Below are 24806 nucleotides of genomic sequence, written 5' to 3'. Positions count from 1 at the left end.
ATCGATCGAAACTCGATCAACAAAAAAGGCGCCTCGGCGCCTTTTTTGTTTTGTGCCGCAACCACCACGGTGCGGCAGTTCGTTGGGCTCAGGCCTTGATGCCCAGTTTCTGCACCAGCGCCTTGAAGTATTCGTTGTCGCGCTGCATCGCCTGGCCGAACTCCGGCGCGTCGAGGTACGAAAACCCGAGATTCAACTTGTCGAGTTGCTCCCGCAGCACGGGCTCTTCGGCGGCCTTGCGTGTGGCGGTGCGCAGCACCATCGCGATGTCTGGCGACGTCGACTTGTGCACGGCCAGCCCACGCCAAGTGCCGATAGACAAATCGATCTTGCGTTCTTTCAGCGTCGGCACGTTGGGGAAGCCTTTCAGCCGCTGATCGGCCATCACGGCGAGCATCTTCAGCTTGCCGCCCTGCACGTGTGCCGCCACCTCGCCGGGGCTCACAGCCACCGCGTCGATGTGGCCGCCGAGCAGCGCCACGACACCCGGCGCCGCACCCTGATAGGGCACGTGGTTGAACTTGACGCCGGTCTTGTCTTCGAAGCCCGCCGCGGCAAGATGCCAGATCGATCCGTTGCCGGAGTTGCCGACCTTCATCTCATCGGGCTTCGCCTTGGCAGCTGCGATGAACTCTTCGATGGTGTTCCACGGCGCGCTGGCCTGCACCGTGATGGCGGCCGGGTCGGCGTTCAGGCGAGCGATCGGCTGAAAGTCGGCATAGCTGAACTTGGCCAGACCGAGATGCGGAAGAATGACCAACTCGGCGATGACGACGCAAACCTTGTAGCCATCCGACTTGCCATTGAGCACGTCGCTCATGCCTACGACGCCGCTGGCACCGGGCTTGTCATTGACCACCACGGGTTGCGGCAGATACTTTTTGACCGCCTCCGAGAAAGCACGCGCGAGCGCATCGGTACCGCCGCCGGCCGATGCCGGAACAACGAGTTCGATCGCCTTGTTCGGGTAGTCGTCGGCCCATGCGGAGAGCGACGACAGCGGAAGCGCCACTGCGCCGAGCGCCTGCAGGGCGTGCCTGCGACGGATACCTTGAAAATGCGACATGAAACGAGTCTCAGGAGAATTGGGGCGGCGCCCATCGTATGTGCAATGAAACCGGTTTTCCGCAGGACAAACCCTGAACGCCAACTGACGAAAGAGAGAATCCGAATATGAATCTGGTCGCGATCGATTGGGGCACGAGTTCGCTGCGTGGCGCGCTGCTCGATGACAGGGGGCGCGTGCTCGAAGAGCAAAGCCATCCGCGCGGCATCCTGACCGTGCCGCCCGGCGAATTTCCCGCCGTCTTCGAGTCGCTCTTCGGCGAGTGGATGCGGCCTCGCGGTTCGCGCTGCCTGATCTCCGGCATGGCCGGCAGCAAGCAGGGCTGGATCGAGGCGCCCTACTGCGGATGCCCGGCCGGCAGGGTCGAGGTCGGCAACAGCATCGTCGACATCGAAAGCAATCCGGAGCGAACGATTTCGATGGTGCCGGGCCTCAGCGACGAGCACGACGGCGTGCCGGATGTGATGCGCGGCGAAGAGGTACAGATCTTCGGCGCGATGGCTTTGATGGGGCGCGACGAAGGCGTCTTCGTGCTGCCGGGCACACACAACAAATGGGTCGTCGTGCGCAAGGGCCGCGTTGCTGGTTTTCGCACCTTCATGACCGGCGAGTTCTATGCGCTGCTGAGCCAGCATTCGATCCTCGCACGCATGCTGGATGCGACCGCGCCGCTCGACGAGGCCGCGTTTTTGCAGGGCGTGACGCAAACCGACAACGGCCAGGGCGTGCTGCACAACGCTTTCGGTGCGCGCTCGCTTCCCTTGTTCGACCGCATGCCCAAAGCCGAGGTGGCGAGCTATCTTTCAGGCTTGCTCATCGGTGAAGAGCTTCGCACGCAGTCGCTGCATGGCGTCGGCGAAGTGGTACTCATCGGCTCGCCCGCACTGACCGAACGCTACGCCCTGGCGCTGCGAACAATCGGCGTCGCCAATCACACGCTCGGCGCCGAAGCGACCTGGGCCGGACTGCATGCGCTTTCGGCTTATCAAAAAGCAGCGGCCTGACGACGGGTCACGGTCCAACTCTAAAAACCCTCATGAACAACATGACCCCACTAGAAAAATTCAGCGCCGCAGTGCGCCAACTTCCGCTTGTCGCCATCCTGCGCGGCCTGTCGCCCGGGGAAGCGAATGCCGTTGGCGATGCCATCGTCGAGCCCGGCTTCAGGCTGCTCGAAGTGCCGCTCAACTCACCGCAGCCGTACGAGAGCATCGCGCTGTTGCGCGCGCGCTTTCCGCAGGCACTTGTGGGCGCGGGCACGGTGCTTTCCGTGGCACAGGTTCATCAAGTGCGGGAAGCAGGTGGTGAGCTGATCGTCTCTCCCAACTTCAACGCCGACGTCGTCGCCGAAGCCGCGCGGCTCGGCATGGTCTGCCTGCCCGGTGTGATGACGCCCACCGAAGCTTTCGGCGCATTGGCGGCGGGTGCCACCGGGCTCAAGCTGTTTCCGGCCGAACTGGCCTCGCCGAGCGTCGTGAAGGCTTTGCTGGCGGTCCTGCCGTCTGGCACGCCGCTGATGCCGGTGGGCGGCATCACGCCGAGCAACATGACGGAATGGCGGGCCGCAGGCGCGACCGGTTTCGGCATCGGCTCGTCGTTGTACAAGCCTGGCAAAGAAGCGTCGGCGGTGCGCGACACAGCCATGGCTTTCGTCGCTGCGTACAACGGCGTGGTGCGCACTTGATGAGCGCCTTGCCTTCAGCCTTTGCGCCATCCGCCGAGGCCGACTACGCCAGCCCGGCAGTGCGCCAGCTGCGCGACGATCTCGCGCTCGCATTGCGTGCCGCTGCCCACCACGACTTGTCCGAAGGCGTCTGCAACCACTTCAGCGTGCTGTTGCCCGGCGCGCAAGACCGCTACCTCATCAACCCGCGCGGGCTGCACTGGAGCGAGATTGGCGCCGACGACATCGTATTGATCGACGTGCGGGGCAACGTGCTGGCCGGGCGACATCGCGTGGAGCCGACCGCCCTCTTCATCCACGGCGCGGTGCACCGCATCACCGGCCATGCCGTGGTGCTGCACTGCCACATGCCTTACGCGACGGCACTCACGCTGACCGCAGACCGCGCGCTCGATCCGACGCTGAGCCAGAACGCAATGCGCTTCATGGACCGCATCGCGATCGACGGCCACTACAACGGCCTCGCGCTCGACGATGCAGAAGGCGAACGCATCGCGCATGCGATGGCGGGCAAGGACGTGGCCTTTCTGGCGAATCACGGCGTGATCGTCGCCGGCGCCTCCATCGCGCACGCGTACGACGACCTGTACTACCTCGAGCGCGCGTGCCTGCATCAGGTCATTGCGCAATCGACCGGCCGGCCACTGGCGCCGGTCGATGCACGGCTGGCGGCAAAGGTCGCCGCGCAGGTGCAAAGCGAACGCGAACAGTCGGACCTGTTCTTTGACGCGCTGCGACGGATGCTGCCCGCGCCCGCATCGGCGTTTGCACCGCTGACTGCAGGCAGACACCGAGGCTGAACGGCCACTGACGGCTTACAGTTATTCATGACACTTCGCGTGCGGCTTACAAAGACTTCACATCGGCCGGCGACGATAGTGGCTCTTATCACTCCATCGGAGTTGCCATGAAAAAGCTCTCTTTCGTCATTGCCGCAGCGGCCCTTCTGTCGCTCGGTGCCATCGGCACCGCAGCACAGGCGCAGCCGTTCGGTGGCCACACCATCCAGGCGCAGGTCTACGTCGTGCCCGCTCCGCCACCGCCCGGCTACTACCATCGCCCGCCGCCGCGCTATTACAACGCGCCGAACCATTACCGCCATAACGATCGTCGCTGGGAAGATCGCCGCCGTTGGGATCATCGCCGCGGGCGCTGGGACAACGACCGTGACGGCGTGCCCAATCGCTACGACCGCGCGCCGAACAATCCTTATCGTCGTTGAGTAGACCGCCCAAGCGGCGAAGTGGCGAGACGGCCTGGCGGATCAGGCCTGCCGCAGCCGCCGGAGCAATCCGGCCGTGCTGCTCGGCCAGCCGACCCGGCCGAACCAGGCGCCGCCAGCAATGGCCGACGCGATGACGATGCCGTAGACCACCATCGCAACGCCCTGCATCGTGAAGACCTGCACAAGCTGGCCGCCCCATCGCAGAGCCAGCCAACCACCGATGCCCGCGACCGCGAGGCGAGCCAGGTTGCCGATCACCGGCCACAACAAGCGACCCGCGCCCTGCGACGCGAAGTACAGCACCAGACCTACGCCGAAGAAGCCGTACATCGGGCCCGCCGCGCGCAGGTACTGCGAACCGGTCTCCAGCATCGCCGGATCGTTCCCGAACAGGCCGAGCCATTCGCGCGGAAAGATCGCCGCCGCGATGCCGAGGACTTCGGTCAGCGCGAACGCCATTGCCGCACCAGTCCACGCGGCCCGCATGGCGCGCTCGCGCTGACCCGCGCCGATGCAGGTACCAACCATCGCGACCAGCGGCGCGCCGAGGCCGAACACCAGCGGCACCAGCAAATATTCGAGCCGTGAAGCGGTACCGTATCCGGCGATGGCACCGGAGCCGAAGTGACCCGACAACGCGGTCGCGATGCCGATCGACAGATTGGTCGCCACGGTCGAGATCGAGCCGACCAGGCCGATGACCAGGATGTCGCGAAACAGAGTCCAACGCAGCTTGACGCCAGGGACCTTGGGTTTCAGCAAGCTACGGTTCGACCGCAGGTACAGGAGCAGCGCGATGGTGCCACCCAGGTAATACAGCAGCAAAGCGATCGCGCCACCCGCAATGCCCATGCCCGGAATCGGACCCCATCCGAAGATCAGCAACGGCGATACCGGGATCAAAAAAACCACGCCCACGACCGTCACGTTGGCTGGCACCGCCATGTTGCCGGTGCCGCGAATCACCGCCGCGAGCGAGTTGAACATCCACACCAGGATCGCACCGGCGAAGACCCAGTGCGAGTACGTCAGCGCCGCTTCGAGCGCCGCGCCGCTTCCGCCCATCAGCGCATACAACCAGCGCCCGCCGAGCAATAGCACCGCAGAGAACGCCACGCCGAAACCGAGAGCGATCACGCCGGCGTGCACCACCAGTGCGTCGGCATCGTCACGACGACCCGCACCGAGCGCGCGTGCAATCGACGAAGCGATGCCGCCGCCCATCGCGCCCGCCGACGTCATCTGCATCAGCATGACGATCGGGAACACCAGCGCCATGCCTGCGAGCGCGTCGAGACCGAGCTTGCCGACGAAGTAGGTTTCGATGAGACCGACGGCGGCCTGCGCCACCATCACGACGATATTGGGTGCGGCGAGTCGCAGGAGCGTCGGGACGATCGGTGCTTCGAGCAGGAGACGGGTGCGCGGGTCGATGGTGGTCACCGTCATCTCATCTCTCTCAAGCGCGCGCAACGCTGGTCGGCGCGGCGGGTCGTTTGACTGGCGCTGCCGAAGCAGGGCCTGCAGGACGCTTGATCAGCAGCACCAGCACCGCGGCCAGCAGGCACGCAGCGCCAGCGGCATACAGAGCCGGGCTGTAGGTCAACAGCAAGGTGCGCGCGAAGCCAGCGCCATAGGCCGCCGTAGCCGCACCGAGCTGATGCGCTGCAAAGATCCAGCCGAACACCAGACCGACCTTTTGCGGACCGAAGGTGACGCCGGCGAGCTTGACCGTCGGCGGCACGGTCGCGATCCAGTCGAGCCCGTAGAACATCGCGAACAGGCCCAGGCCGTAGATCGTGAACTCGGAATGCGGCAGCCAGAACAGCGACAGGCCACGGAGGCCGTAGTACCAGAAGAGCAGCTTGCGGTTGTCGTAGCGGTCGGACAGCCAGCCCGACATGATGGTGCCGACGAAGTCGAACGCGCCCATCATCGCCAGCACCGATGCAGCAGGTACGGCGCCCATGCCGTTGTCGCCGCATAGCGAAATAAAGTGGGTCTGCACCAGCCCGTTGGTGCTGAGCCCGCAGATGAAGAAGGTGCCGGCGAGGATCCAGAACGTCTTGTTGGACGAGGCTTCACGCAGCGTGATGAAAGGCGTGCGCCAGTTCATGACCATCGCGGGCGGCGGCGGCGGTGCTGCGCCGGCCGCGGCGGGCGTCTGGCCATAGGGCAGCAGACCGAGATCGGACGGCCGGTTGCGCACAAGCAGCAAGCACAGCAACGCAATCACGATGGCGCCGAAGAACACCGGCACGGTGGCGGAACGCCAGCCCCAGTGTTCGATCATCCATGCTGCCACCGGCAAGAAAGCCAGTTGCCCCGTCGCCGAACTGGCCGTCAACATGCCGATGACCAGCCCGCGTCGCCCGACGAACCAGCGGTTAGCCACCACCGCGCCAAGCACGAGGGCAGTCATGCCGGTACCGATGCCGAGCATCAGGCTCCAGACGATGAAGAGTTGCCAGAGCTGCGATGCCAGCGTGACGAGCGCCATGCCCGAACCGACCAGCGCCAGCCCGACGCACATCACCGCGCGCAGGCCGTAGCGCTCCATTAACACCGCCGCGAACGGACCCATGAGCCCAAACAGCGCAAAGCGCAATGCCAGCGCCGACGACACCTGCTCGGTGCTCCAGCCGAACTCCTTGCCGAGCGGTTGCATCATCGCGCCGGGTAAGCCGAGCGCGGCTGACATCATCAGCATCGTCAGGAAGGTGACGGCGGCAATGATCCAGCCGTAATGGATGCCGCGGCGCTGCAGCCATGCGGAGAACTGGGGAGCGAACATGCGACCTCTGCGACTAAAAAAAGGGATCTAAAAGACGGGACGAAAACGTGAGGAGGAGCGAACGCTGTACGAACGTCAGCTCTCTTGCGCAGCCGCTGCCATCGCATCGGCACCGAGCAACTCGAGTGAGTCGTCGACCAGCTGATGCAATGCCAGCACGCGATCCGCACCCAGGATTCGGTTGAGGTCGAGCTGTGCGCTGCGCCACAGGCGTTGCGCTTCGACGCGCTTGACACGGCCTACATCGGTGATGCTGATGAGCCGACTCCGCGCATCCACGCCCTCGCATTGCGTGAGATAGCCGGCCACCAGCAGCGGCTTGAGATTGCGGGTGAGGGTCGAAGCCTCGACGTTCATAGCGCGCGCCAGATCGATGGGGCGCAACGGGCCCAACTTGATGACATGCGACAACAGTGAATACTGCGAAGTCTTGAGCCCGCACTCAGTCAGCGCGCCGTCGTAATGCCGTGACACCACCCGGCCCAGGCTGCGCAGCTTGAAGTTGGTACAGTCCTGGGGCTCGATTCGTGTCGCGGTGGCAGCTTTCATGAGCAACTATTGTATCTACAATAGTTGCATCTACAACTGTCGAAAGAATTCCCGTGTCAGATAACAACCAGCTCGAAGCCTGGATCGCGAGAGAAACCGAAGTGAACGCGCTGCTGCACGCCGGCCCCGGACCAGGCGTTGCGCGATCGGAAGACATCGAAGGCCTGACCGGTCTCGAAGTAATGCAGGCCATGATGGATGGCAAGATTCCCTATGCCGCGATTGCCGAGACACTGAACTTCACCGTCGTCGAAGTCAGCGCCGGCGTGGCGATCTTTCAGGGCGAACCGCTGGCCGAGCACCTGAATCCACTGGGCACGATCCACGGTGGCTGGGCCGCCACGATGCTCGACTCGGCATTGGGTTGCTCGGTCCACACGATGATGCCGCCCGGCCGGGGCTACACGACAGCCGAACTCGGCGTCAACTACGTCAAGGCCCTCACGCCCAAAGTGCAACGCGTGCGCGCCATCGGCAAGGTGATCCACTGCGGCCGCCAGCTGGCCACCGCCGAGGCCCGCCTCGTCGGCCCCGACGGCACGCTCTACGCGCATGCCACCACGACTTGCCTGGTGTTCGAACTCCCCAAGCGCTAAAAGGCGCGGCGCGCCAAAATCGCGGTTTCCACGACAACAAGAATTCCCAAAATGAGATTACTTCACACGATGCTGCGCGTCGGCAACCTGCAGCGTTCGATCGACTTCTACACGAAGGTGCTAGGCATGAACCTGCTGCGCACGTCCGAGAACCCCGAATACAAGTACAGCCTGGCCTTCATCGGCTATGGCGAAGGCAACCCGGCGCAGGCCGAGATCGAACTCACCTACAACTGGGGCACGGAAAGCTACGACCTCGGCAGCGCCTATGGCCACATCGCTCTCGGTGTGCCCGATGCCTACGCGGCCTGCGACAAGATCAAGGCAGCGGGCGGCAACGTCACGCGCGAGGCCGGTCCGGTCAAGGGCGGCAGCACGGTGATCGCCTTCGTGACGGATCCCGACGGCTACAAGATCGAGCTCATCCAGCGGAAAGAAGACGCGAGCGGCGGCGGCCTGCGTTGATTCAACAGCCCAGCAACTCAGCCAGCGCGCCGATGTCTCGCGCGTGCAGCGAGTTGTCGGGCTGCGCTGAAACGTCCTTGGGCCGCGCCGCGCCGAACTCGTTCGGCCGCTCGATGTAGCCCGTCTTCAGGCCGCAGGCGCGCGCAGCAGCCAGGTCGTCGTGGTGCGCCGCCGCTAGCATCACATGCCCGGGCGCGACATCGAACACCGCCGCCACGCCGAGGTAGGTGCGCGGGTCGGGCTTGTAGGCCTTGAAGACTTCGGCCGAAAGCACGCAGTCCCAAGGCAATCCTGCCCCCTTCGCCATTTCGGTCAGCAAGCCGATGTTGCCATTCGACAGCGTGCAGATGATGTACTTCTTCTTCAGCCGCGCGAGGCCCGCGACCGCGTCGGGCCACGCCGGCAACCGGTGCCAGGCTCGGTTCAGCTCGCGACGGAGGGCCGGGTCGACATCGGGCCGGCCGAAGTCGCGCAGCACGCCTTCGAGGATGCTCATGTGCAATTCGTCGAGCAGAGTGAAACCACCGGTGCCACCCCCGTGACCGACGTCGCTCGCCATGCGCTCCATCACGCTCTTCATCGCCGGCTGGTAGCCCGCTCGCCACGCCAGCGCGAACGCGCCACCATCGACACCCGGCAGCAAGCGCTCGGCCTCGGCGGCGATACCGCTGTGCCAGTCGACCACGGTGCCGAAGACATCGAAAGCGATGACCTTCAGATCGGCCAACTCCGCACCTCCGCTCTGACCGGAACCCGCCAGAGCGGCGGTCATGCCGCCGAGCGTGCCAGCGTGGTGGCGGCGCGCGCCAATTTTTCGATCAGCGCCCAATTGCCTTCGCGAATCGCCTCGGCCGGCACGATCCACGAACCGCCGACGCAAGCCACGTTCGACAGCGCCAGAAACTCCGCCGCATTGCCCGCGTGGATGCCGCCGGTCGGGCAGAAGGTGACGTCGCCGAACGGGCCTTGCCACGCTTTCAGCATCGGCAAGCCACCTGCCTGAAGCGCCGGGAAAAACTTGAGCTGGGTGTACCCGTCTTCCTGCGCCGTCATGATTTCGCTGCCGGTCGCGACGCCGGGCAGCAGTGGCAAGCCCAGGTCGCGGCAGGCCTTGCCGACCGACCGCGTGTAGCCAGGGCTCACGCCGAACCTGGCACCCGCAAGCGCCGACGCCTGTGCGTCGGAGGCACTTCGAATGGTGCCGGCACCCGCCACCGCTTCAGGCACGTCCTTGGCGATGGCTTCGATGCATTGCAGCGCCTGCGGCGTGCGCAGCGTGACCTCCAGCATGCGGATGCCGCCGGCCACCAGTGCACGCGCCAGCGGGATGGCGTCTTTGACATCGTGCAGCACGATGACCGGAATGACCGGTGCGTCGCGCATCACGTCGAGAGCGGTGAGTTTGTCTGTTACAGCCATGAGCAGGCTCCTTCTTCAGCAGTCAAAGCATTGCGCCGCATGCCGGCGAACAATTCACGGCCCAGGCCATGACCGTCGGCGACGCGCTGCGCATCGGAAAGCGTCGCGACTTCGCGTTCGGCCCATTCGTCGTCGGGCAGCAACACGGCCAGTGTGCCTGCGACCGCATCGAGCCGGATCAAGTCGCCATCGCGCACCTTGGCGATCGGACCACCGGCGGCTGCTTCGGGCGATACATGGATTGCCGCCGGCACCTTGCCCGAGGCGCCGCTCATGCGGCCGTCGGTGACCAGTGCGACCTTGAATCCCTTGCCTTGCAGCACCGACAGCGGCGGCGTCAGCTTGTGCAGCTCGGGCATGCCGTTGGCCTTTGGACCTTGCCAGCGCACGACGCAGATCACGTCGCGATCGAGTTCGCCGGCAGTGAAGGCCTGCTGCAATGCGGCTTGCGAATCGAACACGCGCGCCGGCGCTTCGACGACATGCCGGTCATCGGACACGGCCGACACCTTGATCACGCTCCGGCCGAGGTTGCCGTTCAACAACTTCAAGCCGCCAGTGGCGCTGAAAGGTGCGTCGACCGGCCGCGCGACCGCTTCGTTTTTGGAGGGTGCCGCCGCGCTCCATGACAGCTTGTGTTCGCCATCGGCCAGCGTCGGGATGTTCGCGAACTCGCGTATGCCGCCAGAGCGAACGGTGAGCACGTCGGCGTGCATGAGCCCGCCATCGACGAGCTCGCCGATGACGAAGCCGGGGCCGCCGGCGGCCTGGAATTCATTGACGTCGGCGCTGCCGTTCGGATAGACGCGTGTCAACAGCGGAATCACGTCGGAGAGCCGGGAAAAGTCGTCCCAGTCGATCACGATGCCGGCGGAACGCGCTACCGCGACCCAGTGGATCAGGTGGTTGGTCGAACCGCCGGTCGCGAGCAAGGCGGCCATGGCGTTGACGATGCAGCGCTCGTCCACCATGACGCCGATCGGCGGCGTGGCGAACGCAGCGGCGCCGGTGTCGCCAGCACGGCCGAGCACCGTGCGCACCGCCTCGCGCGTGAGCGTTTCGCGCATTGCATCGCCGGGCTGGATGAACGCCGTGCCGGGCACGTGCAGGCCCATGGCTTCGAGCAGCATCTGGTTGCTATTGGCGGTGCCGTAGAAGGTGCAGGTACCGACCGAGTGATAGGCCGCCATCTCGGCCTCCATCAGCCCCTTGCGCCCGACCAGCCCCTGCGCAGCCTGCTCGCGCACTTTCGACTTCGCGGTGTTCGACATGCCAGACGCCATCGGCCCCGCCGGCACGAAGACCGTCGGCAAGTGGCCGAAGTGCAGCGCACCGATCAACAGGCCTGGCACGATCTTGTCGCAGACGCCGAGCAGCAGCGCGCAATCGAACATGTCGTGCGTGAGCGCGACCGCGGTGCTCATGGCGATGAGGTCGCGACTGAACAGGCTCAGTTCCATGCCGGGCGTGCCCTGGGTTACGCCGTCGCACATGGCCGGCACGCCGCCCGCGACCTGCGCCGTGGCGCCCAGCTTGCGGGCTTCGTTCTTGATGATGTCCGGGTAAGTCTGGTACGGAGCGTGGGCCGACAGCATGTCGTTGTAGGCCGTGACGATGCCGATGTTGGGTGCGCGCTCGGTTACCACCCTGAACTTGTCGTTGGCCGGGATGCCAGCGACCGCATGGGCCACATTGGCGCACCCCATGCGTTCGGCGCCGCGATCGCGGTCGCGGGTCTCGGTGAGTCGCTGTAGATAGGCCGTGCGCGTGGCCTTGCTGCGCTCCCGGATGCGGTCGGTGACCTCGGTGACAGTGGTATGCGTCGTCATGAGTTTCATCGCAATGGGGAAAACTCATGGTACCAAGAGCCAATGAAAAAGCCCGGTATCGCCGGGCTTGATGTCGATAGGATTTTGCGCGGCGGCGGCTAGTCGACCAACTTGACCTCGACACGGCGCGCTTCGACGTTGTTGCCCGAGCCCGCCGTCTCGCCCGGCTTTTGCAGATCGACCTTGGCGGCCGGCACGCCCAGCCCGGTCAGCACGTCGCGAACCATCTCCGCGCGCTTCTTGGCGAGTTGCTCGTTGATGGCGGCATCCCCTGTGGTGTCGTGGTAGCCAGATATCACTGCCTTGCGACCGCCCTGCACGCCCTTGATGACCGCGGCCAGTGCCTCGGCGGCGCCCGGTGCCAGGTCGGCGCTGCCGGTGGCGAAGTAGAAGGCGACCACGCCGTTGGCGCCGACGTTGACGCTGGCGCCGTCGGGGATCGTCACGGTCACGGTTTCGGTGACAACCGCGAGGGGCGGCACGGCAGCAGCGGCAGGCGCGGCCATTGCCGCCGCTACCGGCGCGCCGCCCGCTTTGGCGGCAGTGGCGCTATGTCCCTTGTGCCAGATCACGATGCCGATCAGCAGGAAGATGACGAGGGCGATCAGACCAGAAATCAGGCCGAGAACAAGGTTTTGCAGGCTGTCGTCGTCGGCGCTGGATGCCATGGGTCTGTCTCCATAGGAAAGGGGGCGGTAAATAATGGTGCGGTGAACCATGACCCCGAAATTGTAGAGGGCAACCCCGGCCCTCCCGGACTCGACCCGCTCCCCAGGCCGTTGCGAGACCCGAAGCCGATGCTCGACCGCGTGATCCACGAATGGGGCGGGCACGAAGACTTCTGGGTCTACGGCTACGGCTCGCTGATCTGGCGACCCGACTTCGACTTTGCCGAGCGCCGCCCGGCCCGTGTGCACGGCTGGCATCGGGCCCTGAAAATGTGGAGCCGCGTAAACCGCGGCACGCCGCAAAACCCCGGTCTGGTGTTCGGCCTGCTGTCGGGGGGCAGTTGTCGTGGCATGGCGTTTCGCATCCCGCAGTCGGATGCACTCGAAACACTGGGCCGCCTCTGGCTGCGCGAGATGCCGACGGGTGTCTACGACCCGCGCTGGCTCGATTGCGTAACGCCTGGCGGCACAGTGCGCGCGCTGGCTTTCACGCTGTCGCGCCGCAGCCCCAACTTCACCGGCGAGCTGAGCGACGCGCGCTATCGCGAGATCTTTTCCAGTGCGGTAGGGCGCTACGGCAGCTCGCTCGACTATGCGCAGCAGACCTTGCAGGAACTGCAGCGCCACGCCATCCACGATGCGGCATTGGCCCGTCTGATCAAGCTCGCTGCAGAAGAAGTCGCGGCCGGAACCGATGGCGGTGCGGCGGCAATGCGGCTATACAACGAGTCACCTTCCAATTCCTCCAATTCCGACCAGGAACCTTCATGAATCTTCGCTTCGCCTGTATTTCATCCGCAGTACGACCCTCCGTACGCTCTTGCGCCGTGTGGTCGCTCTCGATCAGCGCGGCGGTCGTGCTCACGGCTTGCGGGAGCATGGGTGGCAGCAGGCCCGGCGCGGTCGCCAACCTGGTGCCGACTGCCGCCATCAACCCCAACCCGACGATGGGCACGGTGGTGTTCAGCACGCTCGATCATGGCGTGCGCATCAAGGGCGAAGTGCGCGGACTGGCGCCGGGAAGCGAGCACGGCTTCCACATCCATGAAAAGGGCGACTGCGCCAACAACGGAGATGCATCGGGCGGACATTTCAACCCGACCGGCGTCACGCATGGCAAGTTCGGCGCGCCGGGCAGCCACGCAGGCGAGCTGCCGAGCCTGGTGGCGGATGCTGCAGGCGTCGCCCGCTTCTCGGTCGACGACCACTCGCTGTCGATGACCGAAGGCGCCGACAACAACGTCGTCGGCCGTGCCTTGATCGTGCATCGCGATCGCGACGACTTCACGACGCAGCCGTCCGGCAACTCGGGACCGCGCATCGCCTGCGCGATCGTCACGCGCAGCTAGCCGGCGCGGCGTGCGAGCAGCAGGCGTTCGGCTTGCGCCAGCGCGTCGGGCGTATCGACGTCGGTGACGATGCCGATGTCGTCGACCTCCACATCGGTCACCGCCCCGGCCTCGCGCAACGCCCGCAGCACAGGCGCGGCGCCCAGGTTGCCTTCGAGTGCCGAGAGTTGCGCGAAGCACGCCGCAGCGAAGCCGACCGGATGGCCGCGCTCGCCACGAAAGCGCGGTTGTGCCGCGTGCACCGCTGCCGACAACGCAGCCGCCACTGCACGCAGCGTGGTCGATTGCACCAGCGGCAGATCGCCCGGCAGGATCAACCAGCCGGCCGCATCGCTGGTAGCGCGCACCGCGGCCGCGATCGAATCGCCCATGCCCGGATGACCGACGTCTTCCAGATGCCAGGGCAGCCCGCTGGCGCGAACCGCGTCGAGCGTGTGCACCAGCACGGCCTGCCCTGCCAGTGCGGATTGCAGCTTGGAGCCGATACCACCGGCCGCGCGGAAGCGCTCGCCACGCCCGGAGGCCAGCACGATCACGGTGGGGAGGCGATCCCGGGGAAGCGACGCGAGGAAGGTCATCGACCGCCAGTATCCATGCGCGCAGACAGCGTGCGCAACAATGTCGGCATGACCTCGCCCAACGCCGACCTCGCCTCACTTCGCAAAAGCTACGAGCGTGCCGAACTCGACGAAACCCACAGTGCCGGCGAACCGCTGATGCAGTTCGAGCGCTGGCTCGCGGAGGCAATCGATTCGAAGGTGCCGGAGCCGAATGCGATGACGCTGGCCACCGTCGGAGGCGACCTGAGGCCATCGACCCGCATCGTGCTCATCAAGGGCTATGACGCGCGTGGCATCGTCTGGTACACCAACTACCAGAGTCGCAAGGGCCATGAGATCGCTGGCAATCCGTATGCGGCGCTGCAGTTTCATTGGGTCGAGCTGGAGCGCGTGGTCCGCATCGAAGGCACCGTCGAAAAAATCAGCGCCGAAGAGAGCGACGCGTACTTCGCCAGTCGACCGCTCGACTCGCGTATCGGGGCCTGGGCCAGCCCGCAAAGCGAAGTGATCAGCGGCCGTGATGTCCTGGTGAAGAACGCGGCGCTCGCTGCCGCCAAACATTTGCTCTCGCCTCCGCGTCCGCCGCATTGGGGCGGCTATCGGCTGGTGCCCGACCAATGGGAGTTCTGGCAAGGCCGCCGCAGCCGGCTGCACGACCGCCTGCGCTATCGACGACAGTCGGACGCTTGGGTGCGAGAACGGCTCGCGCCTTGAACGCCCGGTGAGCGGCCAGCCTTACGGGCACTGCTTTTTCAGGAATTCGTTTTCTTCGACCGTCACCGGTTCACCGAGCGCGGTGCGCATCGTGATGTCACTGCAACGCGGTGGCCTGGCAGGCTGGGTTTTGCGTTCGGTGGCCGTCCCCTTTTGAACCGACGGGCGGGCAGCGACCTTGGGCTGGTCGCGCTTCGGCGCTTCACGTGACGGCGGTTCGGCGCTCGAGAGGCACGGCGTTCGACAGGGCACATCCGGTGGCGCTGGCCGTACCGGGTTATCGGCCGCAGCCGCGGCCACGCAGCCGATGGCGCCGAGCCACACGCCCGCCCCCATCAGCCCGGTTCGAATCAAGGTCGAAACCGATCGTTCGACGCCCATCAAGATGCACCCGATCTCACATTGACCGCCACTGTAGGTTGATCGCGCTGCGGCGCCACTTCCACAAACGGCCAGCTTGCCGAAAGACATAGGCGCCTTCTCCTCAAAGCCTACCGACCAGCGCCATCACCAGCGACAGAGTCACCAACGCGAGCCCGGTCGACACCACCACACTGGCCGTCACCAGCTCTTCCGCCGTCTTGTAGCGCTGCGAGAACAGGAACACGTTGGCGCCGATCGGCAACGCCGCAGCAACCACCATCACGGTCAATGGCAAGCCACGCAGTCCGAAGAGCAGCCCGAGCCCCGCCACCAGCGCCGGATGCACGATGTTCTTGATGGTCGCCTGCACCAGCGCGCCACGCCAGTGCATGCCGACAGGCGTCAGCGCCAGCGTGATGCCGACCAGCACCAGCGCGACCGGACTGAACGCCGCGCCGAGCAGCGCGATGGGCGTGTCGATGGCCGCGGGCATGGTGAGACCGGTCTGCGCCCACAACAGGCCCGCGATGATCGGCAGCGGCACCGGATGAATGACAGCGTTGAAGAGCGCCCGACCCACCGTGTGCGCCATCGAGCGACGCTCGGCACCGCTGATCGTCGCGTGCTCGTGCGCCACCGCGAGTTCGAGCACGATGGTCGCGCTGGTCATCAACACCAGCGAGTGCAACGAGATCAACGTAAGCAGCACCACCATGCCTTCGGGTCCGTAGGCCAAGCCGATCAGCGCGATACCGATCATCACGGTGTTGCTGTAGGTGTTGGCCAGCGCGAGCACCGCCGCCGTGCGATTGAAACCGCGCCACACCAGCGTGCCCGCGAAGATCAGCCCCGCACCGACGAAGTACGCAGCCACCGGCCGCAGGCTGAGCTGCTCGACATGCACGGTACTCATCGCGCGGAACAACAGCGCCGGAGCCAGCAACAGAAAGATCAGGTTCGAAAGATCCTTGACCGACGCAGCGCCGACCCAACGCCGCTTGCCTGCCATGTAGCCGCAGGCGATCAGCAGGACGACGGGCAGCAGCGAGGAGAAGACGGAGGCGTTCACTGGAAACAGGCAGGCGTTATCGCGGCACCTTGCCCACCATCTTCGGCGCGCGCAGGAAATCGAAATCGACGCCCTGGTCGGCCTGCGTCACGCTCTGCAGGAAGAGCTTCTTGTAGCCGCGCGCAGCGGTTGGCTCGATCACCGGCGACGCTGCCGCGCGCCGCGCCAACTCTTCGTCGGACACCAGCAATGCGATCTCGCGGTTCGTCACGCTCAGGCGAATGCGGTCGCCGTTCTGCACATAAGCCAGCGGCCCGCCGATGGCCGATTCGGGCGTGACGTGCAGCACGATGGTGCCGAAAGCGGTGCCGCTCATGCGCCCATCGGAGATGCGCACGATGTCCTTCACGCCAGCGCGCGCCAGCTTGCGCGGGATCGGGATGTAGCCGGCTTCGGGCATGCCGGGCGCACCCTTGGGGCCGATGTTCTTCAGTACCAGGATGTCTTCTGCAGTGACGTCCAGATCGTCGCGATCGATGCGCGTCACCAGGTCTTCGACGTTCTCGAACACCACCGCCCTGCCCTCGTGTTCCATCAGCTTCGGGTCGGCCGCCGACTGCTTGATGATCGCGCCGCCGGGCGCCAGGTTGCCGCGCAACACGGCGATGCCGCCCTGCGGATAGATCGGGTTGGCGGCGCTGCGCACGACGTCCTGTTTGAAGCCAGGGCCGGAGCGCTCGATCTCTTCGCCCAGCGTGCGGCCGGTGACCGTCATGGCGTCGAGTTTGAGCAGCGGCTTGAGTTCGCGCAGCAGCGTCGCCATGCCGCCGGCATGATGAAAGTCTTCCATGTAGTGCTGGCCCGAAGGCTTCAGGTCGAGCAGCACAGGCGTCTCGCGGCCCATGCGGTCGAGCGCCGCCAAGTCGATCTCCAGCCCCATGCGGCCGGCGATGGCGGTGAGGTGAACGATGCCGTTGGTCGAGCCGCCGATGGCGAGCAGCACCCGCATGGCGTTCTCGAAGGCATCGCGCGTCAGCACCTTGTCGATGGTCAGCTTGTCGCGTGCCATCTGCACCGCCTGCGCGCCGGTCTGCTCGGCGATGCGAATGCGGTCGGCCGTGACGGCCGGTGGCGAGGCGCCCCCGGGCATCGTCATGCCCAGGGCTTCGGCGATGCAAGCCATGGTGCTGGCCGTGCCCATCACCGAGCAGGTGCCGACGCTGGCGACCAGCTGGTCGTTGACGTCGGCGATCTCTTCGGCATCGACCTCTTCGGCGCGGTACTTGCCCCAGTAGCGACGGCAGTCGGTGCAGGCACCGACGCGTGCACCGCGATGGCTGCCGGTCAGCATCGAGCCGGTGATGAGCTGTATCGACGGGATGTTGGCCGATGCCGCGCCCATCAACTGCGCCGGCACGGTCTTGTCGCAGCCGCCGATCAGTACCACCGCGTCCATCGGCTGGGCGCGGACCATCTCCTCGGTGTCCATCGACATCAGGTTGCGCAGGTACATGCTGGTCGGCGCGGCAAAGCTCTCGTGCACCGAGATGGTCGGAAAGTCCATCGGCAGGCCGCCCGCCAGCATCACGCCGCGCTTGACCGCTTCGATGAGTTGCGGTGCGTTGCCATGGCACGGGTTGTAGGCGCTGCCGGTGTTGGCGATGCCGATCACCGGGCGGTCGAGCGCGGCATCGGTGAAGCCCGCGCCCTTGATGAAGGCCTTGCGCAGGAACAGCGAGAAGCCCTGGTCGCCGTAGCTGGTCAGGCCTTTGCGCATGCCGCTGTTGTCGGGCGGATCGGTGGGTTCGAATGGAGAAGCGGACATCGTGGGAGTGCCTTAAGGAATCTGGTGCCGAGGTTAAAGCGCTTTTCGGGTCAAGGCGCTTTCGGATGGCTATGCTCGGTCACTCATGATTTCGCCCCCTTCCGAGAGTCCGGCGCCAGACGTCAGTCCCGCCGAAAGCGCCCGCCGCGGCCGCCTCATTGCATTTCTCGTCGCCGCGGCCTTCTTCATGGAGAACCTCGATGCGACCGTCATCACGACGGCGGTGCCCGCCATGGCGCAGAGCTTCGGCGTGTTGCCGGTGAACCTGTCGATCGGCATCAGCGCCTACCTGCTGGCGCTGGCGGTGTTCATCCCGATGAGCGGCTGGGTGGCCGACCGCTTCGGTCCGCGCTCCGTCTTTGCCGGCGCGGTGCTGCTGTTCACGCTGGCCTCGGTCGCATGCGGCCTGGCACAGAGCCTGCCGGTGTTCGTGGCCGCGCGCATCGTGCAGGGCATCGGCGGCGCGCTGATGGTGCCGGTGGGCCGGCTGGTGGTATTGCGCAGCACGCCCAAGAGCGGCCTGGTCAAAGCCATCGCGACGATCACCTGGCCCGGCCTGGCGGCGCCGGTGCTCGGGCCGCCGCTGGGCGGCTGGATCGCCAGCACCTGGAGCTGGCACTGGATCTTCTTTTTGAACGTGCCGCTCGGTGCGATCGCGATCGTGCTGGCACTGCGCTGGATCGACGATGCGCCGGGCAAGCTGCGCCCGTTCGACTGGACCGGTTTCGCCGCCAGCGGGTTCGGCCTGGCGGCCCTGATGTACGGGCTGGAGCTGATGAGCCACACGCCCATCGACTGGTTCTTCGCCGGCGCGTTGGCGGCGGGTGGTGCGGCCTCGCTGGGCTTCGCGCTCTGGCACCTGCGGCGCACGGCGCATCCGCTGGTCGACCTGTCGGCCTTCGGCGTGCAGACCTTCAGGGTGTCGGTGTTCGGCGGATCGCTCTTTCGCATCGCGATCAGCAGCGCGCCGTTCTTGCTGCCGCTGATGTTTCAGCTGGCTTTTGGCTTCAGCATGGTCGCCTCGGGTTTCATGATGCTGGCGATGTTCGGCGGCAACCTCGGCATGAAGCCGGCCACCAGCTTCATCATGCGGCGGCTGGGTTTTCGCGGCACGCTGCTCTTCAATGGCCTGTTGGTGGCGCTCGGTTTCGCGGCGCTCATGGCGTTTTCTGCCGACACGCCGGTCGCGGTCATGGCGGCGGTGCTGGTGTTGAGCGGCATGTGCCGGTCGATGCAGTTCACCGCCATCAACACGCTGGCCTTCTGCGACACCACGCCGGCGCAGACCAGCGGCGCGACCACGCTTTTCAGCATGTTCCAACAGGCGAGCGCAGGCGTCGGCATCGCGTTCGGAGCAATCGGGCTGAGCATCGCCGAGCGCTTTACCGGGCATGCCGGTGCGCCCGGCGTGCAGGACTTTCGCATCGCTTTCGGACTCGTCACCGCGGTGGCGTTGCTGGCGCTGGTGGATGCGGTGGGCTTGCCGCGGGATGCGGGGAGCCGGGTGAGCGGGCACCCGACTCCCGCGTCTGCGAAAGCCTAGACACGCAACGTCAGAACGTCGCGCGCAACCCGACCTTCAACGTCCGTCCCGGCAACGGCGCATTGGGGTACACCGTCGTCGTCAGGATCGACGTCGCGCTGTACGCCAGCTTGTTGGTGATGTTGTCGAGGCGCGCATACCAGGTGAGGCTGGCTCGGTCGACTTTCATGCGGTACGTGAGCGCCGCATTCCACAAGGTGTAGGCGTCGGTCTCGCGTGCGCCCATCGACGGTACGCGATGCTGCGCTGCGTTGTAGTCGAAGCCGAAACGTGCGCCCCACGGCCCATTGCCGTAAGCCAGCGTGCCACCGATGCGCACCGGTGCGATGCGCGGCAAGGGCTCGCCGGTGTCGGTATTGATCGCGCGAACCAGGTCACCACGCCATTCGAGATCGAGGGTCGAGCCGTCGGTGGTCTTCGAAAAACCCTCCGTGCCCAGCAGCCGCAGATTGCCGTTGGCCTCGATGCCGGTGAATCGCGCACGCACGCCGTTGTAGGCGTACTCGGCGAGCGCATCCGGTGAGCCAGGCAAGGCCAATACGTTGCCATCTGCGTCGAGTTCGCGACCGGTCGAGGTCAGGCCGATGTAGTTCTGGAAGCGCGTGACGTATGCATTGACGCGCGCCGTGTTCGGGCCCGACTTCCACTGCGCACCGATGTCCAGGCCGGTCGACTTCTCCTTCTTGAGCGATGGATCGCCGACCTCCCATGCGGCGGTCGCGACGTGCGGGCCGTTGGCGAAGAGCTCGTAGTCCTTCGGTGCACGCTCGGTGTACGCCAGGTTCGATGTCAGTTGCCACTGCGGTGCGAGATTGACCAGCGCACCCAGCGCCGCGCTGTGCGGGTTGAAGTCGCGCTCGCCGATCGCGAAGCGCGTCACGCTCGGGTCCTCCGGGTAGCCCAGCGACGTCACCTTCACTTGCTCGGTGCGCGCGCCGAAGCTCAGGCGGCCCCACGAAGTGCCCAGTTCTTCATGCAGAAAGATGGCGTTGGAACGCGTGCGGCTGTTCGGCGCAAAGGCCTCTTCACCATCGGCAGAGAACCGGTTGCTCTCGCTGCTGAAGCCGATCAGCCCTTCAAAGTTGCCGATTTTCTGGTGCTTGGCTTCGAGCCTGAAGTCGTTGCTCTTGTTGGCAAAGGTGGTGCCCGCCGCGGCGCCTTCGAACTCGGTGTGGCGGTAATCGGTGTGGCTCAGCTTGGCGTGCACGCTGGTGAAGAAACCGCCCGGCCGCCACTCGCCTTCCAGCGCGTAGCGATCCGATTTCATGCCGATGGTCACGTCGTCTTCGGCGACGGTGCCGTAGGTGCTGCGGTAGGTGCTGGCGGAGGCACCGATCCAGCCCTGGTCGAAGAACAGCGTTCCGCCAATGGCGCCGCCGTGCGCCTGGTTGGCCGAGTTGCAGATGCGGCGCGCGAGGCCCGGCGAGCCCGGCTTGCTGCATTGCAGTTCGATCGGCACCGAGACATCGCCCGACTCACGATCGAAGGCGTCGACGTGCAACACGTAGCGGTCGTTGCCGCCTTCGAGCACGATGCCGCCGTTCTTCTCGCGGTTGCCGGTCGAATAGCCCAAGTCGGCCCGGCCGCCGAAGCTGCCCTCGGCATCGAAAGGTTCGGTCGGAATGCGGTTGTCGATGACGTTGACGACACCGCCGACCGCGCTGCCGCCGTACTGCAGCGCCGAGGGGCCGCGCAGCACCTCGATGCGGTCGGTGACAAGCGCATCGACCGGCACCGCATGGTCGTAGCTCAGAGCCGACGCATCGGGCGCGCCGCCGCCGTTCTGCAGGATGCGGATGCGGTCGCCGTCCTGGCCACGGATGATCGGCCGGCTCGCGTTGGGGCCGAAGTAGCTGCTGCTCACGCCGGGCAGCCCGTCGAGCGTTTCGCCGAGCGTGGACTGCGAACGCAGCAGCAGCGCATCGCCTTTGAGCGAGACGGTGGGTGCGATCGAATCGGTGGCGCCGAGCGGGTTGCCGGTGACGGTGATTTCCTGCAGCGTGGGCGCGGTGCCCGTGGCGGCAGTGGTGGGTTCAGATTGGGCAAAGGCTGCCGAGGCGGCAAGCAAAGACACGGCGGCGCCGATGGCGCCACGACGAAAAGAAGGGGTCATGAAATTGAGAAGCTCGTTGAATCGAAAGGAAGCCAGCAGGCGCACGCACGCTGAACGCGTGCGGCAGCCGCCGGAACCGAAAGCAGGGATTCAGCGAGAAGAAGGCGGACCGCGCGCTTGAAACAGCGCGACCCAGCGGGCGAGAACTTCGCCCTGGAAGAAGTCGAAAGTAGCCGTTGGCAAGACCAACGGCAGAACGATCAAGGGTACGGCGATGGCCGCCGGCCCGTGGGAAAGCTGGTCGTACAAACGGCACTGCGCGTCGCCGTCTGTGTGATCGGCAAAGAGCGCTGCGAAGCCGGTGACGTGCGCGGTGCGAACGGCCTTGGCGACTGACTGACTTGCAACGGCTGAAGCAGTGGAAGCCTTCGTTGCCTGCTCAGTGGCCTGCGCCACGCCCGGCACGTGCACCACGCCATGCACGAGTCCCATCGTCGACGCGAACCAAAGCACTACCGCCAGCAAGGCGGCGATGAACGGGTTCGCGCCGAGGCGCGGCAAACGGGACAGACGCAGTGAATGCACAGGGATAAAAGTCAGAACTCGGCCGAAAGACTCAACCCTTCACCTTCGAAGCAAAGGTCTTCTGGAACTTCTCGACTTTGGGGCCAACCACGAAAGCGCAGTAGCCCTGGTTCGGGTTGTTCACGAAATACTCCTGGTGGTAAGCCTCGGCCGTCGAATAGTTCGCAAGCGGCTCGACCTCGGTCACCAATGGCGAGCGGTAAGTTTTGCTCTCGCCGATCTCGCGGATCACGCCATCGGCCACCTGCTTTTGCGCATCGCTCGTGTAGTAAATGCCGCTGCGGTACTGCGTGCCGGCATCGTTGCCCTGGCGGTTCAGCGTCGTCGGGTCGTGGATGACGAAGAAGATCTCCAGGACTTCGTGCAGGCTGATCTGCGTCGTGTCGAATGCGACCTTGACGACTTCGACATGCCCGGTGCGCCCGGAGCACACCTGCTCGTAAGTCGGGGCGATTGTCTGGCCGTTGCAGTAACCGGATTCGACATCGACGACGCCTTGCACCCGGTCGAAGACCGCTTCGGTGCACCAGAAGCAGCCGCCTCCCAGCACGATGGTTTCGGTGTTGGTAGATGAATCGATGTAGGTGGACATGGATGACATTGTGGCTTCTTGACGGTTTGAAGGACGGTCACTACATTACTAACCCGTTAGTCATTAACGTTAATTTGCAATTTCTCGATGCCCGCTCCCCGCTTTTTCACCGACAAGATCTGCCCGATTCGGGGCAAGCGCGAGCGTCGAAAGGAAGCGCGACCGGGCGAACTGCTCGAAGCGGCACTCGACCTGTTCGTCGAAAAGGGCTTTGCCGCAACGAGATCCGAAGAAGTGGCGGCCCGTGCCGGTGTTTCCAAGGGCACCCTCTTCCTTTATTTTCCAAGCAAGGAAGAGCTCTTCAAAGCGGTCGTGGTCGAGAACCTCGCAGGCCGCTTCACCGAGTGGAACCAGGAGTTCAAAACCTTCGAAGGCAGCACCGCCGACATGTTGCGCTACTGCATGCGAATCTGGTGGGAGCGCGTCGGGGCGACCAAGGCGTCGGGCCTGACCAAGCTCATGGTGAGCGAGGGCAACAACTTTCCGGAGCTTGCCGCCTTCTACCGGCGAGAAGTCGTGCTGCCGGGCCACGACTTGCTGCGACGCATCCTGCAGCGCGGCATCGACAGCGGTGAGTTCGCGCCCGTCGATGTCGGGCTGGCGATCTACACCATCGTCGCGCCGATGATTTTCCTGATGCTGTCCAAGCACTCGAGCAGCATTTGCATCGACGGAGAAGTGCCGCTCGACCCTGAAAAGTACATCGCGCTGCAGGCCGAGACGGTGTTGCACGGGCTTTCCGCCACCCAGCGGAGCGCGCCATGAAACGCGGCATGAAGTGGGGAATTGCCACGCTCGCCGTCGTGCTGGTCGCGGGCGGCGTGTTCCGCGCAATCGGTGCGCGCAAAGCTCAGACAGTGGCCGTCGCCTCGAAGGCGCCTTCGGAGACTGTCGTTCAGCTGGCCGCGGCCGATGTCGTCAGAGTCGCACGCCGCGAACTGGCGCAGACGCTTGCCGTGTCGGGCACCTTGCGCGCCGTCGATTCGGCTGCCGTCAAGGCGCGCGTTGCCGGCGAACTGACCGGTCTCACGGTACGCGAAGGCGATACGGTGACGGCCGGCCAGATCATCGGCCGCATCGAGCCGACCGAGTACGAATCGCGCTTGCGGCAAGCCCAGGAGCAGGCCGACTCGGCCAACGCGCAGGCCGAGGTAGCTCAACGTTCGTACGACAACAACAAGGCGCTGGTCGACCAGGGATTCATCTCGAAGACGGCGCTCGACACCTCGCAATCGAACCTGAACGCGGCGCGCTCGACGCACCGGGCCGCGCTCGCGGCCGTCGACGTCACCCGCAAGTCCCTCACCGACACCGTGCTGCGCAGCCCGATCGCAGGGCAGGTCGCGCAGCGGCTGGTGCAGTCCGGAGAGCGTGTGGCCATCGATGCGCGAGTGATCGAGGTGGTCGACCTGCGCAATATCGAAGTGGAGGCGACGCTGGCCGCGGCCGACTCGATCGCGGTGCGCGTCGGTCAGCGCGCGACGTTGCAGATCGAAGGCAGCGGCCTCGACGCCGCCGGCGCCGACAGCACGGTGGGGGCCACGGTGGCACGCGTCAACCCTAGCGCCCAGGCCGGCAGCCGCAGTGTGCTGGTCTACCTGCGGCTCGACCGCGCTACCGGGTTCAGGCAGGGCCTCTTCGCACAGGGCCGCATCGACGTCGGGCGCAGTTCGGCGCTCGCGCTGCCACTGTCGGCTGTGCGCATCGACAAGCCGGCCCCGTACGTGCAGATGGTGGCCGACGGGCGCATCGTGCATCGCGCCGTGCAACCGGGAATGCGCGGCCAGGTCGACCGCCAGACGATGGTGGCGTTGACCGGCGTGGAAGACGGCACCCTGGTTGTTGCCGGCACGATCGGCCCGCTGCGCGAAGGCACCTTGGTTCGCCTGGCGTCGGGCACCGCGCCGAACTGACCAAC

General features: G+C 65.6%; 27 protein-coding genes. 12 read left to right on the top strand and 15 right to left on the bottom strand.

The window, feature by feature from the left end; translation table 11 throughout:
• Positions 1-88: 88 nt before the first annotated feature.
• Positions 89-1066: a Bug family tripartite tricarboxylate transporter substrate binding protein gene (locus H7F36_RS12865; protein ID WP_187051186.1), complete on the bottom strand. Its 978-nt coding sequence runs from the start codon at positions 1064-1066 to the stop codon at positions 89-91.
• A gap of 107 nt (positions 1067-1173) precedes the next feature.
• Here H7F36_RS12865 and H7F36_RS12860 point away from each other — a divergent pair, with 107 nt between their 5' ends.
• From H7F36_RS12860 to H7F36_RS12845, 4 genes are all read left to right on the top strand, one after another.
• Entirely contained in the window at positions 1174-2070 is an 897-nt protein-coding gene (locus tag H7F36_RS12860; RefSeq protein ID WP_187051185.1) for a 2-dehydro-3-deoxygalactonokinase, read from the top strand.
• Positions 2071-2102: 32 nt separating this feature from the next.
• Positions 2103-2750 (top strand): 2-dehydro-3-deoxy-6-phosphogalactonate aldolase, encoded by a 648-nt coding sequence (locus H7F36_RS12855; protein WP_187051184.1) that lies wholly within the window; start codon positions 2103-2105, stop codon positions 2748-2750.
• Positions 2750-3550, top strand: coding sequence for an aldolase (locus tag H7F36_RS12850; protein WP_187051183.1), 801 nt, complete (start codon positions 2750-2752; stop codon positions 3548-3550). The genes H7F36_RS12855 and H7F36_RS12850 overlap by 1 nt, the downstream gene beginning before the upstream one ends.
• Positions 3551-3657: 107 nt before the next feature.
• The gene (locus tag H7F36_RS12845) at positions 3658-3972 is read left to right on the top strand and encodes a hypothetical protein (protein WP_187051182.1); all 315 of its coding nucleotides are present in this window, start codon (positions 3658-3660) and stop codon (positions 3970-3972) included.
• A 42-nt stretch (positions 3973-4014) separates the two neighbouring features.
• Here the strand turns inward: H7F36_RS12845 and H7F36_RS12840 are convergent, their stop codons facing one another.
• From H7F36_RS12840 to H7F36_RS12830, 3 genes are all read right to left on the bottom strand, one after another.
• Positions 4015-5424: an MATE family efflux transporter gene (locus H7F36_RS12840; protein ID WP_187051181.1), complete on the bottom strand. Its 1410-nt coding sequence runs from the start codon at positions 5422-5424 to the stop codon at positions 4015-4017.
• 10 nt (positions 5425-5434) lie between these two features.
• Positions 5435-6769, bottom strand: a complete 1335-nt coding sequence (locus H7F36_RS12835) for an MFS transporter (RefSeq protein ID WP_187051180.1) — start codon at positions 6767-6769, stop codon at positions 5435-5437.
• Between the two features lie 75 nt (positions 6770-6844).
• A complete protein-coding gene (locus H7F36_RS12830; RefSeq protein WP_187051179.1) occupies positions 6845-7318 on the bottom strand; it encodes a MarR family winged helix-turn-helix transcriptional regulator in 474 nt (157 codons plus the stop codon).
• Between the two features lie 53 nt (positions 7319-7371).
• Here H7F36_RS12830 and H7F36_RS12825 point away from each other — a divergent pair, with 53 nt between their 5' ends.
• Together H7F36_RS12825 and gloA are read left to right on the top strand one after the other, a co-directional pair.
• Positions 7372-7914 (top strand): PaaI family thioesterase, encoded by a 543-nt coding sequence (locus H7F36_RS12825; protein WP_187051178.1) that lies wholly within the window; start codon positions 7372-7374, stop codon positions 7912-7914.
• Between the two features lie 51 nt (positions 7915-7965).
• The gene (gene gloA / locus H7F36_RS12820; protein ID WP_187051177.1) at positions 7966-8379 is read left to right on the top strand and encodes a lactoylglutathione lyase; all 414 of its coding nucleotides are present in this window, start codon (positions 7966-7968) and stop codon (positions 8377-8379) included.
• 1 nt (position 8380) lies between these two features.
• Here gloA and H7F36_RS12815 read toward each other — a convergent pair whose 3' ends face one another.
• From H7F36_RS12815 to H7F36_RS12800, 4 genes are all read right to left on the bottom strand, one after another.
• A complete protein-coding gene (locus tag H7F36_RS12815) occupies positions 8381-9151 on the bottom strand; it encodes a haloacid dehalogenase type II (RefSeq protein WP_187051176.1) in 771 nt (256 codons plus the stop codon).
• Positions 9148-9798: a bifunctional 4-hydroxy-2-oxoglutarate aldolase/2-dehydro-3-deoxy-phosphogluconate aldolase gene (locus H7F36_RS12810; RefSeq protein WP_187051175.1), complete on the bottom strand. Its 651-nt coding sequence runs from the start codon at positions 9796-9798 to the stop codon at positions 9148-9150. The genes H7F36_RS12815 and H7F36_RS12810 overlap by 4 nt, the downstream gene beginning before the upstream one ends.
• Positions 9789-11627 carry a phosphogluconate dehydratase gene (edd, locus tag H7F36_RS12805; protein ID WP_187051174.1) on the bottom strand — a complete coding sequence of 613 codons (1839 nt, stop codon included), beginning with the start codon at positions 11625-11627 and terminating at the stop codon, positions 9789-9791. Before edd ends, H7F36_RS12810 begins: the two co-directional genes overlap by 10 nt.
• A gap of 98 nt (positions 11628-11725) precedes the next feature.
• Positions 11726-12295: an OmpA family protein gene (locus H7F36_RS12800; RefSeq protein WP_187051173.1), complete on the bottom strand. Its 570-nt coding sequence runs from the start codon at positions 12293-12295 to the stop codon at positions 11726-11728.
• A 129-nt stretch (positions 12296-12424) separates the two neighbouring features.
• Here H7F36_RS12800 and H7F36_RS12795 point away from each other — a divergent pair, with 129 nt between their 5' ends.
• Positions 12425-13066 (top strand): gamma-glutamylcyclotransferase, encoded by a 642-nt coding sequence (locus tag H7F36_RS12795; protein ID WP_187054966.1) that lies wholly within the window; start codon positions 12425-12427, stop codon positions 13064-13066.
• Positions 13067-13173: 107 nt separating this feature from the next.
• Positions 13174-13644 (top strand): superoxide dismutase family protein, encoded by a 471-nt coding sequence (locus tag H7F36_RS12790; RefSeq protein WP_261802649.1) that lies wholly within the window; start codon positions 13174-13176, stop codon positions 13642-13644.
• On the opposite strand, the gene H7F36_RS12785 is transcribed toward H7F36_RS12790, so the two are convergent.
• Positions 13641-14222: an NTP transferase domain-containing protein gene (locus H7F36_RS12785; protein WP_187051171.1), complete on the bottom strand. Its 582-nt coding sequence runs from the start codon at positions 14220-14222 to the stop codon at positions 13641-13643. The two genes, H7F36_RS12790 and H7F36_RS12785, sit on opposite strands and share 4 nt — an antisense overlap.
• Positions 14223-14237: 15 nt before the next feature.
• On the opposite strand from H7F36_RS12785, the gene pdxH reads away from it, so the two are divergent.
• Positions 14238-14918 (top strand): pyridoxamine 5'-phosphate oxidase, encoded by a 681-nt coding sequence (gene pdxH, locus H7F36_RS12780; protein ID WP_410003023.1) that lies wholly within the window; start codon positions 14238-14240, stop codon positions 14916-14918.
• Positions 14919-14939: 21 nt separating this feature from the next.
• On the opposite strand, the gene H7F36_RS12775 is transcribed toward pdxH, so the two are convergent.
• The 3 genes from H7F36_RS12775 to H7F36_RS12765 form a co-directional block, all read right to left on the bottom strand.
• Positions 14940-15299, bottom strand: coding sequence for a hypothetical protein (locus H7F36_RS12775; RefSeq protein WP_187051170.1), 360 nt, complete (start codon positions 15297-15299; stop codon positions 14940-14942).
• 103 nt (positions 15300-15402) lie between these two features.
• The gene (locus H7F36_RS12770; RefSeq protein ID WP_187051169.1) at positions 15403-16350 is read right to left on the bottom strand and encodes an AEC family transporter; all 948 of its coding nucleotides are present in this window, start codon (positions 16348-16350) and stop codon (positions 15403-15405) included.
• A 16-nt stretch (positions 16351-16366) separates the two neighbouring features.
• Positions 16367-18115 carry an IlvD/Edd family dehydratase gene (locus H7F36_RS12765; protein ID WP_187051168.1) on the bottom strand — a complete coding sequence of 583 codons (1749 nt, stop codon included), beginning with the start codon at positions 18113-18115 and terminating at the stop codon, positions 16367-16369.
• 85 nt (positions 18116-18200) lie between these two features.
• On the opposite strand from H7F36_RS12765, the gene H7F36_RS12760 reads away from it, so the two are divergent.
• Entirely contained in the window at positions 18201-19658 is a 1458-nt protein-coding gene (locus H7F36_RS12760; RefSeq protein WP_187051167.1) for an MFS transporter, read from the top strand.
• A gap of 10 nt (positions 19659-19668) precedes the next feature.
• Here H7F36_RS12760 and H7F36_RS12755 read toward each other — a convergent pair whose 3' ends face one another.
• The 3 genes from H7F36_RS12755 to msrA form a co-directional block, all read right to left on the bottom strand.
• Positions 19669-21771 (bottom strand): TonB-dependent receptor, encoded by a 2103-nt coding sequence (locus tag H7F36_RS12755; RefSeq protein ID WP_187051166.1) that lies wholly within the window; start codon positions 21769-21771, stop codon positions 19669-19671.
• A 90-nt stretch (positions 21772-21861) separates the two neighbouring features.
• Complete coding sequence (locus H7F36_RS12750; protein ID WP_187051165.1) at positions 21862-22296, bottom strand: hypothetical protein; 435 nt, start codon at positions 22294-22296, stop codon at positions 21862-21864.
• A gap of 31 nt (positions 22297-22327) precedes the next feature.
• Positions 22328-22888 (bottom strand): peptide-methionine (S)-S-oxide reductase MsrA, encoded by a 561-nt coding sequence (gene msrA / locus H7F36_RS12745; protein WP_187054964.1) that lies wholly within the window; start codon positions 22886-22888, stop codon positions 22328-22330.
• 87 nt (positions 22889-22975) lie between these two features.
• Between msrA and H7F36_RS12740 the strand changes: the two genes are divergently transcribed.
• On the top strand, positions 22976-23653 hold the full coding sequence (locus tag H7F36_RS12740) for a TetR/AcrR family transcriptional regulator (protein WP_187051164.1): 678 nt from the start codon (positions 22976-22978) through the stop codon (positions 23651-23653).
• Positions 23650-24801: an efflux RND transporter periplasmic adaptor subunit gene (locus H7F36_RS12735; protein ID WP_187051163.1), complete on the top strand. Its 1152-nt coding sequence runs from the start codon at positions 23650-23652 to the stop codon at positions 24799-24801. Before H7F36_RS12740 ends, H7F36_RS12735 begins: the two co-directional genes overlap by 4 nt.
• Positions 24802-24806 lie beyond the last annotated feature (5 nt).

Source organism: Variovorax sp. PAMC28562 (assembly GCF_014303735.1).
GTDB lineage: Bacteria > Pseudomonadota > Gammaproteobacteria > Burkholderiales > Burkholderiaceae_C > Variovorax.
The sequence above is the reverse complement of the archived record's forward strand: the minus strand, read 5'-3'. Positions and strand labels throughout refer to the sequence as shown.

Excerpts from the sequence above, each read along its gene's own strand:
- H7F36_RS12835 (WP_187051180.1), bottom strand. The coding sequence starts at position 6,769 with ATGTTCGCTCCCCAGTTCTCCGCATGGCTGCAGCGCCGCGGCATCCAT.
- gloA (WP_187051177.1), top strand. The coding sequence starts at position 7,966 with ATGAGATTACTTCACACGATGCTGCGCGTCGGCAACCTGCAGCGTTCG.
- edd (WP_187051174.1), bottom strand. The coding sequence starts at position 11,627 with ATGACGACGCATACCACTGTCACCGAGGTCACCGACCGCATCCGGGAG.
- H7F36_RS12840 (WP_187051181.1), bottom strand. The coding sequence starts at position 5,424 with ATGACGGTGACCACCATCGACCCGCGCACCCGTCTCCTGCTCGAAGCA.
- H7F36_RS12845 (WP_187051182.1), top strand. The coding sequence starts at position 3,658 with ATGAAAAAGCTCTCTTTCGTCATTGCCGCAGCGGCCCTTCTGTCGCTC.
- H7F36_RS12775 (WP_187051170.1), bottom strand. The coding sequence starts at position 15,299 with ATGGGCGTCGAACGATCGGTTTCGACCTTGATTCGAACCGGGCTGATG.
- pdxH (WP_410003023.1), top strand. The coding sequence starts at position 14,238 with ATGCGCGCAGACAGCGTGCGCAACAATGTCGGCATGACCTCGCCCAAC.
- msrA (WP_187054964.1), bottom strand. The coding sequence starts at position 22,888 with ATGTCCACCTACATCGATTCATCTACCAACACCGAAACCATCGTGCTG.
- H7F36_RS12760 (WP_187051167.1), top strand. The coding sequence starts at position 18,201 with ATGATTTCGCCCCCTTCCGAGAGTCCGGCGCCAGACGTCAGTCCCGCC.
- H7F36_RS12810 (WP_187051175.1), bottom strand. The coding sequence starts at position 9,798 with ATGGCTGTAACAGACAAACTCACCGCTCTCGACGTGATGCGCGACGCA.
- H7F36_RS12755 (WP_187051166.1), bottom strand. The coding sequence starts at position 21,771 with ATGACCCCTTCTTTTCGTCGTGGCGCCATCGGCGCCGCCGTGTCTTTG.
- H7F36_RS12790 (WP_261802649.1), top strand. The coding sequence starts at position 13,174 with ATGGGTGGCAGCAGGCCCGGCGCGGTCGCCAACCTGGTGCCGACTGCC.
- H7F36_RS12850 (WP_187051183.1), top strand. The coding sequence starts at position 2,750 with ATGAGCGCCTTGCCTTCAGCCTTTGCGCCATCCGCCGAGGCCGACTAC.
- H7F36_RS12735 (WP_187051163.1), top strand. The coding sequence starts at position 23,650 with ATGAAACGCGGCATGAAGTGGGGAATTGCCACGCTCGCCGTCGTGCTG.
- H7F36_RS12785 (WP_187051171.1), bottom strand. The coding sequence starts at position 14,222 with ATGACCTTCCTCGCGTCGCTTCCCCGGGATCGCCTCCCCACCGTGATC.
- H7F36_RS12765 (WP_187051168.1), bottom strand. The coding sequence starts at position 18,115 with ATGTCCGCTTCTCCATTCGAACCCACCGATCCGCCCGACAACAGCGGC.
- H7F36_RS12860 (WP_187051185.1), top strand. The coding sequence starts at position 1,174 with ATGAATCTGGTCGCGATCGATTGGGGCACGAGTTCGCTGCGTGGCGCG.
- H7F36_RS12865 (WP_187051186.1), bottom strand. The coding sequence starts at position 1,066 with ATGTCGCATTTTCAAGGTATCCGTCGCAGGCACGCCCTGCAGGCGCTC.
- H7F36_RS12795 (WP_187054966.1), top strand. The coding sequence starts at position 12,425 with ATGCTCGACCGCGTGATCCACGAATGGGGCGGGCACGAAGACTTCTGG.
- H7F36_RS12815 (WP_187051176.1), bottom strand. The coding sequence starts at position 9,151 with ATGACCGCCGCTCTGGCGGGTTCCGGTCAGAGCGGAGGTGCGGAGTTG.
- H7F36_RS12800 (WP_187051173.1), bottom strand. The coding sequence starts at position 12,295 with ATGGCATCCAGCGCCGACGACGACAGCCTGCAAAACCTTGTTCTCGGC.
- H7F36_RS12855 (WP_187051184.1), top strand. The coding sequence starts at position 2,103 with ATGAACAACATGACCCCACTAGAAAAATTCAGCGCCGCAGTGCGCCAA.
- H7F36_RS12830 (WP_187051179.1), bottom strand. The coding sequence starts at position 7,318 with ATGAAAGCTGCCACCGCGACACGAATCGAGCCCCAGGACTGTACCAAC.
- H7F36_RS12740 (WP_187051164.1), top strand. The coding sequence starts at position 22,976 with ATGCCCGCTCCCCGCTTTTTCACCGACAAGATCTGCCCGATTCGGGGC.